Source organism: Allohahella marinimesophila (genome assembly GCF_039538005.1).
Taxonomy (GTDB): domain Bacteria; phylum Pseudomonadota; class Gammaproteobacteria; order Pseudomonadales; family Oleiphilaceae; genus Allohahella; species Allohahella marinimesophila.
Window position 1 is genome coordinate 436,328 of the sequence record NZ_BAABBO010000007.1, and the last position, 12,982, is coordinate 449,309.

Sequence of the window (12,982 nt, forward strand, 5' to 3'; positions counted from 1 at the left end):
TGACTTAATTCGCTGCACTCATACATTGAACTGAAAACAAAATCCATGTTGATGTCGGGATGGCTTGTACTGTGAAAATGCCACTCAACTCACACCTCGACTACTTTTATAAATTATAAAACCTAAGGAAATAGGATGCAGATAATAGTTCCCATGTCAGGTGTGGGTCAGCGCTTCGTTGACGCTGGTTATCAACAGCCAAAGCCATTAATTGTTATCGATGGTATGCCGATAATAGAACACGTTATAAATCTTTTTCCTGGGGAAGATGATTTTCTATTTATTTGCAATGAAGAGCATATCGCAAACACGAACATGCGAGAAGTCCTTGCTCGGATAGCACCGAAGGGGAAAGTCATCACTATACCCAAGCACAAGCTAGGTCCTGTCTATGCGGTTCAGCAAGCATTTGATCATATTGATGACGGCGAAGTAATAGTTAACTACTGCGACTTTGGTACATATTGGGATTACTCGGATTTCCTTAAGCATACGAGAGACCGCAATGCTGATGGAGCAGTACCGTCCTACAAGGGCTTTCATCCTCACATGCTCGGCAGCACTAACTATGCTTTCATACGCGATGAAAATCAATGGATGTTGGAAATCCAGGAAAAAAAGCCTTTTACGAACAACAGGATGCAGGAATACGCGTCCAATGGTACCTATTATTTTAAGTCTGGCTCCATCATGAAAAGGTTTTTTGACGAGACCTTAAATTCTGGCGACGACCTGAATGGTGAGTTTTACGTATCGGTTGTCTTCAATCACCTGCTTAAAGCAGGGCTTAAAGTTTCAATATATGAAATTCAGCATATGTTGCAATGGGGCACCCCGAAAGACGTGGAAGAGTTTTTAAGTTGGTCTAGTTACTTCAGAACTAATCAGGAGTTCTTGGCTCGCCCACTTGAACCAAAGGTGGATACCCTCATTCTGCCAATGGCGGGCCTTGGAAGTCGTTTTGTTAATGAGGGTTATGAGCTCCCAAAACCGCTGATTGAGGTTAACGGAAAGCCTATGGTCTTTAACGCGATCCAGTCAGCGCCTGGAGCTAGAGAGCAGTTTGCAGCGATTCTACAGAAGCATGAAGACGAGTTTGCCTTGGTTGGCACCTTGCAGAATGAATTTCCTGATCTTAAACCGTTACTTATAGAGAATTTGACTGATGGACAGGCGTCCACATGCAAGCTCTTGGTTGAGGCTACTGAAGATGGAAAATCGATTTTTATAGGCGCCTGTGACAATGGTATGATCTGGGACGAAAGTCAATTTGATGCCGAGTTGGAACAGGGTACAGATGTTTTGGTGTGGGCATTTCGAAATCACCCTCATGCTAACGAACACCCAGCCCACTATGGCTGGATTGATGCGGAGCAGAATAGAGTAAAAGGTGTCAGCGTCAAGGCGGCGATTTCTGATACTCCGTCCGACGATTACGGTGTTGTTGGCGCCTTTTATTTTGCAGATGTATCCGTGTTTCGTGAAGCGTACGACAGGATGTCTGCTGCTGACGATCGAGTGAACGGCGAGCTCTACGTTGATACGCTAATAAACTATGTAGACACGGAGCGCTACACTGTGAAGATAATGCCTGTCAGCCATTTTGTTTGCTGGGGAACCCCGAGCGACTACGAAACCTTCAGATATTGGCAAAGCTATTTTCATAAGTCGGTGTCGCATCCATACAGTATAACTAACGACCCCACAATTCCTTACGCTAAAAAGAAAGGGCTGATTCTTGAATACTCCCAGTTTCGCCAAGAAAATAGATAGCGCCGAGAATAGGGAACTCGCTCGTTTCCTGATCGTCGGAGGTGCTTCTGTTGCAACCGACTTGCTCGGGTACTTTCTGCTGTCTCTTTACATTGACTACAATGTTGCAAAAGGCATCTCTTTTTGCTTGGGAAGTATAGTGGCTTACGTCCTAAACAATATTTGGACGTTCAAGGTTACTAAATTTACCCATGTCAATGTCATGAAGTTTTCTCTTCTTTACATTACAACCTTCCTTTTCAACGTTGCTATTAACGCTCTCGTATTTCTTGCCTTCGAGATAAAGTTTCTGGCTTTCCTTTTCGCGACTGGCGTCAGTGCCGTCCTAAACTACGTCGGACTAAAGTATTGGGTATTCAAGAAATGAAGAAATTGTCTATCGTGGTCCCTTGCTATAATGAATCCAGGAATATTCCTCTCATCCTAGAAAGGTTTGAAAAAGTTGTTGCTGACGACAGCGTCGAGGTCCTGCTTGTTAATAACGGATCTACTGATGGAAGTGCCGAGGTGATGAATGAGCTTCTTCCAAATTATCCCTTCGCTCGCGTGGTCTCTGTCGAGGTTAACCAAGGCTATGGATACGGAATATTGCAAGGCCTGGCTGCAGCTAACGGTGAGAGCTTAGCTTGGACACATGCTGATATGCAGACAGACCCTTTTGACGTCATCAAGGCGTGGAAAATAATGCAATCTGAGCCTGATACTTCAAAGACTTACGTGAAAGGGGTAAGGCGAGGAAGAGCCTTTTTTGATGAATTTTTTACTATAGGCATGAGTGGGTTTGAAAGTATCCTTTTACGGGCAAGGCTGTGGGACATCAATGCGCAGCCTAATGTGTTCCACCGGACGTTCTATGAGACTTGGCAGGACCCCCCTTCGGATTTTTCGCTAGATTTGTTCGTTTATTATGAAGCAGTGCGGCGCGGCCTGACCATACGGAGGTTTGAAGTTTTCTTCCCTGGCAGAATTCATGGTGAGTCTAGCTGGAACACTGGTCTTAGGTCCAAGTGGAAGTTTATTAGGCGCACAATAGATTTCTCTCTTGCCATGAGAAAGAATTTAAATCATAGAGGGTGATGAAGTGGTTGAGTTTATTGCACATCGCATTAATCAGCGTGCTGAGTTAGCTAATGTGAGCAAGAATTTCGGAGTTGAACTTGACCTCCGTGATTGCGAAAAGATGCTCCATTTGTCGCATGATCCCTTTACTATCGGTGAGTCGTTTGACGAGTATGCTAGGGCCTATGATCATGGCACGATGATTCTGAATATCAAGAGTGAACGCATAGAGCTTAGAGCGATTGAGTTGATCAAACGCCACAAAATTCAAAAGTACTTTTTCCTGGACAGTTCTTTCCCGATGCTAAAGTTGCTAAGTGATCTAGGGGAAAATAATCTCGCAGTCCGCTTCTCCGAATACGAGGGTATGGACACTTTACGGGCAATGCGAGGCCGAGCTAGATGGGTGTGGGTTGACTGTTTTTCCAGACTTCCGCTTACGGACATTATTTATCAGGAGCTTAAAGACTTGAACTACAATATCTGTATCGTCTCTCCTGAGCTTCAGGGCCAGGATGAAAAACTGGAAGACTATGCCGCGTACATGAGGCAGGAAAAAATTGTTCCTGACGCTATCTGCTCGAAAGTATATAACTTCGAGCGCTGGAAAAAGTTTTTCGAGTTTCCAGCGTTCGGTTAACAGCCAATCTTTCGCCGCTTTTGCATTGTAAGCCTTGATGCCCGCTTTTCTCTGACGCTCTGCCCTGAAACCTAACCCAGTGAAACTGTCTTGTTTGATGTAGTAGGTCGACTTCCGTAAAGAGTTTTGAGAAAGTTGGTGGCTTCCTCCAGGTCGGGATCTGCCCACTCGTCAGACTCAGCTGCTGTCGAATAAACCGGATCACCCGCCACTGGCACTAGCCGATAGCTGACGCCATGAAACTGTGGGTGGTCCTTAAAATCGTCAGCTCCACTGTATTTCGTTGCGACAACCGGCTTTCCTAAGGCAAGCGCCTCCGCGATAACAAGCCCATACCCTTCAGAGCGGTGCAGCGAAATGAATACATCTGAACTGCTGAGCAGTTTGAACTGATCTTTAGGCGTAAGCGACTCATTGATATGAATCAATCTTGGATCCTGAGCGCAGAGGCGTGAGAATTCCTCCAATTCAGTTCGTTCCAGATTTCTTGTCTTCACGAGCAAACTTACGTCGTCAATGTCGGGGAATGCTCGTTGAAAAACCTCGACTGCACCAAAAGGATTTTTCCTGCTCAGTGAAGATCTTCCGTCAGCAGTAGTGAGGAAGACATAGCTATCTAGCGGAATGTCGAATTGAGGTCGATCCAGAGTGACAGATTGGCAGGGAGGGTAATCCACTTTATGCGGGACTACTCTGACTGGAATGGAGCTGTCTTGCTCCAGAGCATTAGCAACGAAGGTGCTCGGCACCCATACTTCAGATAGCCAACGCTGCTCATAAAACCAGGAGCTCGGAGCTCTGGCGAGTTCATAATGCCAGAATCCTACGACGCTCCATTTTCTGTTTATAAATAGCCCTAAGTGCCAGAGAGCCCTGCGTGTTTCTGGGGCATTCACGTGCACAATCAGGGTGCCAGTCTTGGTGGTTGGCATTTGCTGCAATGGGTGAGGTGACTCGATGTCGATCTGGTTGAACGCTGCGCTAAGGTCCACACAAATAGGCTTATATCCATCTCTCACTAAAGCAGCCGCATGCAGCTGGGCCGATCGGCCTATACCGCTTGCTGTGCGGAAAAAACCAGCCACTACTAGAGGTCCGTCACTCAAATTGACGGGAGGAGCTGCCGGCTTGGCCAATAGAAGGCCGGTAAGCAGATCGAATAATTTGAATTTCAGAGATCTCAACATGCAAAAGCGTTCCGGAGGGCCAAAGTTAGCGAAAAGGATGTTTTACAAATTCTGAGAGGCATCAGCACACGAAGATAGTAGCCACCCGCCGTGCGAAACCATGCTTTCGATATCGTCCAGAAGAGAATGCCAGTTTTCGTTTCATTGCGGACCCAGTGCGGAGGGAAGCATACGAAGCAACTAACTGAAATGCTTCGGTGGCCGGGTTAAGGGTTGCCGCCAATGCATCTGCCTGAGTAAAGGTCCGAAACAGATCTGCTTTCATCTTCTGAAAATCCTTGGCCTTAGAGAACCAATGTCCAACACTAAATTCTTTGGCGCCAATTTGATTTTCAGAATGCTGCCTGTATTGAACAAGCGGTGCAGATATAGTTTTGACTCTTCCATGTGCGATCGCGACCAAAGCCAACCACCAGTCATGCACAACAGCATCCTGAGGACATGGAAACGCTTTTTTCAAAAGCGGCCAATTGAAGAGAGTTGTGCATCCCGTTACGAAGTTTTGGGTAAGCGCTACATTTAGCGCCTTCATTGCAGCTGGTTCGATGCGTTGAAACGACCAGAAAGATGCGCTGATCTCGAGGAGGTTCTGATCAACCACTTGCAGGTCTGAATGCACCAGTACTGGCACTCCCTCTCCTGCCACATCTTCTTCCAGGCGCAATTCCTGAAGCGAGTGCTCAAGCCTTGCAGGCAACCAGACATCATCCTGGTCGCACAGAGCTACGTAGTTTGCCGTAGCATGCTGTGCCATCACATTGAGACTCTTTTTGACGCCCAGGCGTCCTTCAGCATCTCGAACGAGGAAAACTTTCTCGGGATGGGTGACGGCGAACGATTCCAGTATTGCTGGCGTGCAATCTGTTGAGCAGTCGTCACGAATAATAAGCCTCCAGTCGCGAAAGCTTTGAGCGAGCAGACTTTCCAGTAAGCACTCGAGATAGCGCTCGCCGTTGTAGGTAGGAAGCAGAATGTCGATCTGAGGCTTCAGCTCACGGGTCATTTTCATGGTATCCGTATGGCTCATAAAGCTAATCCAAAAGTTTCTGCTGTGGGCATAAGGGCTGAAGGTTTACGCGCTGTATCAACCGGTTCGAATCCTATCATTCGTGCCCCGTGGGCGGGCGAGGCGCGATAGCTGAACACTGGCAGATCTGTTCCGCCTAGAAGCTCCTGGGGCTTTGTGAAAGCGGTAGCTATAGGCGATTTGCGGCAGTATATAGCAAGGGGAGCTCATCCTGAAGGCAGTGTCAGCAGGAGCGAGCGTCTGCGACTTCAATATGGATACGCAGAGCTGGAGGTCACTAAAGCCACAATGAGTTTCAAACCAAAACAACCCCCCAAGCCACCCCAATCATCACCAACCCCACAAACTGCGCCGCACTCCCCATATCCTTCGCATTTTTCGCCAACACATGAATATCGAGCGATGTCCGATCCACCGCATTCTCAATCGCAGTATTCAGCAACTCGATCGCCAGCGACAACAGGGGCACCAGCATCAATATAGCCCGCTCAGCCTTCGACACATCCAGACTCAGTGCGATCGGCTGCAGCACCAGGTTGATATACACCAACTGACGAAACGCGGCTTCGGTCAGGAAGGCAGTCTTCAAGCCCATCATTGAGTAGCGTGTGGAGTTCAGGATTCGTGCGAGTCCTTTTCCACCTTTCAAGGCAGCGGCATTCTTGGCTTCTTCATACTTCATGGTTGAGGCGGACCACCGAACTGCGGGACAAGCCGCGCATATTAGCAGCATCGGAAGACCAGAGCAGCTCCCGGAAGTCCTGAAGGCCAGGAAGAAGCAACCAATCAGCGCCTGAGCACTACGAAACCAGGCTACTCCTGCTTTGCCTTGCCCATCACACGCTTCCCAACAGCGGACGTCATCCCATGCACGAATATCGATAGAATCACCGCAACGATGCAAATCCGCCAGATCGACTCGATGTTGTCGAAGTCGCTCTGACTCTGCGCGTAGGCCACGTAAAAGAACGTCCCGAAGCCCCGTATCCCCATCATCGCAATCAAGCCACGGTCGATGCGGCTCCCCTGAGTCGGCAGCAGGCAAATATAGGCGAGCACCGGCCTGACCACAAATATCAGCAGCAGCGCGACACCCAGCTCGGCCATCGACAGACTATTCAGCATTCCCGAAACAGCGACGGAACCGAGCCACAGCAGCAAAAGCGCCAGCAACACCTTCTCGATCTGGTCTGAAAACCAGTGCGGCATGGCCGCATAACTTTCATGCTTGGTGCCTCGAACAAAGGCGCGCGCGGCCCTCGCGGATACGAATACCGCCAGAAAGCCGTAGCCGCCGATGAGCTCAGTCAGGCCGTAGGTGAGAAAGGTGGAGGCCATCAGCACGAGGCCCTGGTTCTCTCCTCCAGCTGCGGCATCGCCAAATCGGCTGAACACGAACCTGGACACGAGGTGCCCGAGCGCCCAGCCGGCAGCGATACCCATGAGCACGCGGTAAAGCAGGTCGAGCCAGACCCAGGTCCAGAGTTCCTCAGTCTTGATATCGGCGTAGCTGGCGAGCGACATCCCGGCCAGCACCACGGCAAGGTGGACGAAGGGGAAGGCGAGGCCATCATTGAGCCCGGCCTCGGTAGTCAATGACAGCCGCACGTCGTCTTCTTCGCCTTTCAACGGACCTGAGACCTGCACCGCGCGCGCGAGCACCGGATCAGTCGGGGCCAGCGCGGCTGCGAGCAGTACGGAGCCGGCAATCGACAGGCCGACCATGGACTGCCCCAGATAAGCGATCACGATGATACTCAGCGGCATGACCAGAACGAGCAGGACCCAGGTATGCTGCCATTCGCGCTTGCCGGCCTCGCGATCAACGGCAAGACCGGCGCCGGCGAGGGCGATAATCACGATGAGTTCAGTCAGATACTCGATAGTGTCGCGGTAGAGCACGGATTCGAGCGGATCGATAACGGGTAGAGCTACCGGCGACAGCGCGAGCAGGGCACCCGCAATCAGGAACAGTATCGGGGCAGTCACGAACATCGACTTACCGTACAGCGGCACGAAGGTAAAGCCGGCGAACACCAGACCGGTGACAATATAGAATACATCGTGCAGTTCAATCGTCATCGGTCACCGCTGCGGTTGGCTTTAGTTCAGGCGTTCCCCTTATACGCGCAATCGCAGCGGCGCTATCACGCCTATATTACAGTTCATATGAGCGCCTTCAGATCACTGCCAGTTCAGCCGGTGGCGTGAAACGAACTGCGCGGCGTCCCGGCCAAAATTACCACGATATCCCTCTTCCACACGAATGCGCTCTCCGATGCCATACAGACGGTACTGCGCTTCCATGGCCAGTCCGTAATTTGGCAGATGCACCAGGTCAACTGCTCGGCTGAGATACTCCGACAGCGTGACCCTGTGGTCGATGAAGCGCCCGACATACAGCAACTCCATAAAGGGCGAACTGCTGTTGACACCGGTCGGCGCGTGTCCGTAGATAAGACGCTGCTCGTCATTGAGCAGGCTGCGCTGATAACGATCGGCAACCGCCGGCTCCAGGAAGTTGCTGGCAAACCAGTCCGGCGAAAAAGAGGTTTGCGCATCGCGGGTGATGACCCCCCGAATGCTGGATGAATGTCGTCTCACGGGAGACATATCCGACGGGCTGGCGATTTCGCGGACGGCGGCATGGACCGCAACGCCGGCACCGAGGGAAGTGGCCACTATGAAGATGTCGTCAGGATCGATGTTGAGTAGGCCAGCATGATGGCGAGCAAACTGCACGGCGTAACTGAGGTCAGCCACCGAGGTGGGTGTTCGATCGCTTTTGAGCTGTTTCAATGGGTGCCTGAAATCAAGCGCTGCTACCACGACGCCTGAGCCAGACTCGGCCACGCCCAGAAGATTTTTGAGCAGCGACTGACTGCGCGTCCGGAGAGACTCCTTGTTCGATCCGGCTGAATGCGCGTAAATAACGAGCGTGCTGGCGGCTGCCGCGGGATCGACCCGACCATCAGCATTGGAATAATAAAGATCCATCCTCAGCCCATCCGCCTCGCCATCACCACGTTCTGGCACCCAACTGACATCGGGGTCACCATAGTAGATATTCGAGTAGACCCCGCAGACCGGACTGCAGTCTGCGATGGCCTGGTAATGATCATCCAGGTCGCCGGCCGCAAAGGGCTCGGGCACATCGACGCCCGCTGGCGGCTGGCCGCCTGTCACCTCTGCAAAGCCACAGGCTGCAGACGCTGTATTCTCATCGACGCAGAAGCGCAGCAAGCGTTGTTCGCCGTCGGCAAGACCGCCAGGATAGGTGATTTTCAGGGGGCCGGATTGCGGGCTCGACGTCGTCCGCCTTCCACGCAGCTTGTTATCGATGTAGAACAGCTGATCTGACATCGTCGGGGTAAGAATGGCGTAATTAACGTCGAAAGGGGTCTGAACGGGCAGGTGATTGGCAACGCCAATCGGACCAATCTCGAGTGCCTGCTGGGGCATCAGGGGAGAGGCCTGGACAAGCAGACTGAAGCTGAACGAGCTGAGCAGCAAGCCACTCATTGCAGTACGACAGGCAGAACGAACGGACAAAGCAGGGGCAGGCATAGGACACTCCCTCCAAGGCAAAAGGGACTTCTCTACAGCTGCATTGATAGTAAGTGATTGACAGAGAATCGGCTAGCAGATTTCGCTCATCACCTCTGCAGCGCGGCCGTAAGGCATGCTTCTCCCTACACCCGCACTGCAGCGGTGCTATGACAAGGCTGGGCTTACTTGAGGTTCATGCAGTTCGCATAGTAAGTCACAGTGGCCGGCCAGTCGCTGAAGATACCGATGACGCCGACATCCTTGGCGAGTACATGGATGAGATCCATAACATCACCATCGTTGTTGATGGCCTCAGCGATGCTGGCAAAGTAGAAGCCACCGCCATTCGCCAATGGGCCCGAGCGCTCCAGTGACCAGGTAATGATGTCCAGACCGGCTGCACGGGCCTGACGCGCATATTCAGACGGCACGATGTGACCCTCGGCATCCAGCGTGACCAGAATCGGCGTGGGCGGTGCCACGATGCGCACACCAGAGGCTCTGAGTTCAGACATCGTCGGTGACCAGGTGCTCGCATCCATGGGATTGAAGGCGGGATCTGAATATCGACCGTCCAGATAAACGCCCTGCTGGCCGAAGGCGGGATAGTTCTCGACCCAGAACAGCACATCATCCAGATCGAATGACTGTGGCCATACCTTGTTCGGGTCGATACCAGCAGCCTTGTAGTCTTCGATCATCTGGCTGGCGTAGTCGGCCTGGGTATAGTCACCTTCGTACGGCATCTCCACTTCCGGTGCCTTGAGCTCAGGCGTGAACTTGACCTTGAGCGACTTCATCAGCTCGATGCTTTCGCGATGCGTCAACAGGGTGCCGTTCTGGTCGTAGAGATCGGTCTGATAATCCGGCGTGCCGGCCATGTAGCCTTCGACCGTAGTGGCCTGACGATTGGCCCCATCCATCTTGCCTTTCAGCGTTCGAAACTCGGCGAGCGTGATGTCGCTGGTGCAGCACTTTGCAGTGGCGGGTGTGCCAGCGACCGGGTCAGCAGGCGAAAAGGGCGTGCTGCACTTGGCCGCCAGTTCTGGCTTGGCCAGGATGTCCGTTGTGGTGTGGAGGTCACACTGAGAGTGACGACAGACGAGCTCACGATCCTTGGTGAAGGTGACATCACACTCGACGATGCCAGCGCCCATGACGGCGGCGGCTTCATATGACTCCTTGGTGTGCTCGGGGAATTGCAAGGGCGCGCCGCGGTGACCGATAGAGAAATCAGTGCTGTAGAATGGGCCATCGGAACACTGTTGCAGGCGCTGTTTCAGCCGGCTCTCATCCATGTCTTCAACGAGGTAGAACGGTCGGGGCCCCAGATGCGCCTCGTTTCTGTTCCTGCCTCTGTTGTCGCGATACTTTTCAAGCAGTGAGCCAAGCTTCTCTCTGAGCTTGTCTTTGATTTCCTCACTGCCGCGCGCATCGGGTTCGAGATCGGCGTCCGATGCCGCGTGAGTATTATTCCCGGCCAGCAGCCCAATGGCCACGATGCCAAGAACCGCAAAATTTTGACGAGTTATCATATGAAGGTCCTGCGATATAGTTATTAGGCGGCGGCTACTGCCCATACGCTGCCACGGCAGGTCTACGCTAGCTGAGTCATGTTTCAGTTTAGCTGCAGAAACGGGTCAATTTTATCATAGTCGTCATCATCTGGCCTTTGCAGGCAGCGCAGGCGTAACATGGGCATTATCGACCACAAAGGGGAGATCAGGATGCTTGAACAGGAAAAGATCGTGGCCTGTATCGATGGCGCCACCCTGAGCGAAGCAGTCTGCGACTATGCTGCGTGGATAGCACGCACGGTCAATGCACCGCTCAAGCTGCTGCACAGTGTCGAGCATCGCACCATTCCTGCGGTAGCGGATATCACCGGCGCGCTGGGGCTTGGAGCCTCTGAAGATCTGCTGGCAGAACTGACAGAGGTTGAAGAAAACCGCAGCCGCTTGCTGATCCAGAAAGGCCAGCTGATGCTCGATGCGGCGAAAGCCCGGGCGAGCGAGGCTGGGGTAGAGCATGTGGATATTCTGCAACGGCACGGCAGTCTGGCGGAGTCGCTGGTGGATCTCGAGGCTGAAATCCGTGTGCTGGTCATCGGCATTCGCGGTGAGGATCATGAGTCGCCCCCAGGGCCAGGTAGCGCAGGCCCCATCCGACGGAATGCTTCGGGTACGGGCACACAGCTGGAGTCACTGGTGCGTGCGCTGCATAAGCCCATCCTGGTCGTCAACCGTGGCTTCAGTGTGCCGAAGAAGATCATGCTCGCCTATGACGGCAGCGAGGCTGCCATAAAGGGCCTGCACATGGTCGCGGGCAGCCCTCTGTTCAAACAGATTCCGTGCCATCTGGTGCATGTGGTCGACAGCGGCTCAGGAACAGATGAGTTGCTCGAATCAGCAGCGCGCGAACTCAGCGAAGCCGGCATCGAGGTGACTCGTGCACAACTGACCGGCCCGATCGAAGATGCGCTGTCGACCTATCAGGCGAAAGAGGATATCGACCTCACGGTCATGGGCGCGTTCAGCCATGGTCGCCTGCGCAAATTCCTGCTCGGCAGCTTTACCTCCAATATGCTCGAGCGTACGCAACGACCGCTTCTGCTCTTGCGCTGATCTGCGGTCCTGAGTGCGCCAAAACCCGTTCCACTAGCGAACGATCGCGACCGATTTGATTTGCGCCCAAACCAGTTGGCTCTTTTCCAGGCCCAGTTGCTGCGCCGATCGGCGGGTAATTCTGGCAAGGAGATGCGAAGCGCCCAGCTCCAGTTTAACCAGGCAGAGCGCTGCCTGACTGGAATCGGGAGTAATGGCGCTCACCCGAGCCTGCAGGCTATTCAGAATGCTGCTGTCACGCTGCGGCGTCAGGGCGATGCTGACGTCCCCGGCATGCACATGCAGTCTCACCATCGCCCCAAGCTCATCGCCACTATCCCTGATCCACAGCATGCCGCCGTCGAAAATGACTCGTGTCAGATGCCATTCGCTGTCACGTTCGGCCACCCGACCTTCCAGTACCACCCCCCGTTGGTCACCTGGCGTCAGTGGCAGATCGATACGGCTGAATGATTCGACGAGAGGGCCATTGGCGACCACACGACCAGCGTCAAGCATCAGCAGATGATCAGCCAGTCGCGCCACTTCATCACGCGAGTGACTGACATAGAGCATGGGAACGGCCAGCTCGTGCCGCAGCCGCTCCAGGTAGGGCAGGATCTCCTGCTTTCTCGCCTCATCCAGAGAGGCGAGCGGCTCATCCATCAACAGCAGCCTTGGCCGGATCAACAAGGCCCGCGCGATCGCCACTCGCTGTCGCTCGCCACCAGATAGTTGCGCTGGTCGCTGCTTCAGCAGGGGCGAGAGGCCAAGCAGGCTGACGGCTTCGGCCAGATCGATACCGCTCACGCCAGAATCCGCGCGCTTGATCGCGTAGGCGAGGTTACCTTCGACACTGAGGTGGGTAAACAGGCTGGCCTCCTGAAATACATAGCCCAGTGGACGGCGATGGGTCGGCCAGTATCGTTCGCCGTTCTGCCAGACCTGGTCGTTCACACTCACTCGACCATTGCTCACGCGCTGAAGGCCGGCTATGCAACGCAAGAGTGTCGTCTTGCCAGATCCAGAAGCTCCGAAGATGGCACTGATGCCCCTGCCAGGCAAAGCTGCCTCTACATCGAGTGAGAAGCTGGTGCCGGGCAGGGCCAGGCTGAAGCTGAATTTGATTGAGTCCTCGGCCATA

12 protein-coding genes are annotated in these 12,982 nt (G+C 53.2%); 5 read left to right on the top strand and 7 right to left on the bottom strand.

Translation table 11 applies throughout. The features are described from left to right. Positions 1–135 precede the first annotated feature (135 nt). From ABD735_RS07590 to ABD735_RS07600, 4 genes are all read left to right on the top strand, one after another. Positions 136–1,773 carry an NTP transferase domain-containing protein gene (locus ABD735_RS07590; RefSeq protein WP_344804966.1) on the top strand — a complete coding sequence of 546 codons (1,638 nt, stop codon included), beginning with the start codon at positions 136–138 and terminating at the stop codon, positions 1,771–1,773. 61 nt (positions 1,774–1,834) lie between these two features. Further along, positions 1,835–2,140, top strand: coding sequence for a GtrA family protein (locus tag ABD735_RS20140; RefSeq protein WP_425548592.1), 306 nt, complete (start codon positions 1,835–1,837; stop codon positions 2,138–2,140). Next, positions 2,122–2,850, top strand: a complete 729-nt coding sequence (locus ABD735_RS07595) for a glycosyltransferase family 2 protein (RefSeq protein WP_344804968.1) — start codon at positions 2,122–2,124, stop codon at positions 2,848–2,850. The genes ABD735_RS20140 and ABD735_RS07595 overlap by 19 nt, the downstream gene beginning before the upstream one ends. Before the next feature lie 4 nt (positions 2,851–2,854). Beyond that, a complete protein-coding gene (locus ABD735_RS07600) occupies positions 2,855–3,472 on the top strand; it encodes a PI-PLC domain-containing protein (RefSeq protein ID WP_344804970.1) in 618 nt (205 codons plus the stop codon). Between the two features lie 71 nt (positions 3,473–3,543). Here the strand turns inward: ABD735_RS07600 and ABD735_RS07605 are convergent, their stop codons facing one another. From ABD735_RS07605 to ABD735_RS07630, 6 genes are all read right to left on the bottom strand, one after another. Continuing rightward, on the bottom strand, positions 3,544–4,659 hold the full coding sequence (locus tag ABD735_RS07605; protein ID WP_344804972.1) for a glycosyltransferase family 4 protein: 1,116 nt from the start codon (positions 4,657–4,659) through the stop codon (positions 3,544–3,546). Between the two features lie 61 nt (positions 4,660–4,720). Further along, a complete protein-coding gene (locus tag ABD735_RS07610; RefSeq protein ID WP_344804974.1) occupies positions 4,721–5,686 on the bottom strand; it encodes a glycosyltransferase family 2 protein in 966 nt (321 codons plus the stop codon). Between the two features lie 295 nt (positions 5,687–5,981). Further along, positions 5,982–6,368, bottom strand: a complete 387-nt coding sequence (locus ABD735_RS07615) for a diacylglycerol kinase (RefSeq protein ID WP_344804975.1) — start codon at positions 6,366–6,368, stop codon at positions 5,982–5,984. A gap of 131 nt (positions 6,369–6,499) precedes the next feature. Further along, positions 6,500–7,768 (bottom strand): cation:proton antiporter, encoded by a 1,269-nt coding sequence (locus ABD735_RS07620; RefSeq protein ID WP_344804976.1) that lies wholly within the window; start codon positions 7,766–7,768, stop codon positions 6,500–6,502. Positions 7,769–7,870: 102 nt separating this feature from the next. Then, positions 7,871–9,253, bottom strand: coding sequence for an alpha/beta hydrolase (locus ABD735_RS07625; protein WP_344804978.1), 1,383 nt, complete (start codon positions 9,251–9,253; stop codon positions 7,871–7,873). A 164-nt stretch (positions 9,254–9,417) separates the two neighbouring features. Continuing rightward, complete coding sequence (locus ABD735_RS07630) at positions 9,418–10,770, bottom strand: glycerophosphodiester phosphodiesterase family protein (protein ID WP_344804980.1); 1,353 nt, start codon at positions 10,768–10,770, stop codon at positions 9,418–9,420. 192 nt (positions 10,771–10,962) lie between these two features. Here ABD735_RS07630 and ABD735_RS07635 point away from each other — a divergent pair, with 192 nt between their 5' ends. Further along, positions 10,963–11,859, top strand: a complete 897-nt coding sequence (locus tag ABD735_RS07635) for a universal stress protein (protein WP_344804982.1) — start codon at positions 10,963–10,965, stop codon at positions 11,857–11,859. Positions 11,860–11,892: 33 nt separating this feature from the next. Here ABD735_RS07635 and modC read toward each other — a convergent pair whose 3' ends face one another. Then, positions 11,893–12,981: a molybdenum ABC transporter ATP-binding protein gene (gene modC / locus ABD735_RS07640; protein WP_344804984.1), complete on the bottom strand. Its 1,089-nt coding sequence runs from the start codon at positions 12,979–12,981 to the stop codon at positions 11,893–11,895. Position 12,982 lies beyond the last annotated feature (1 nt).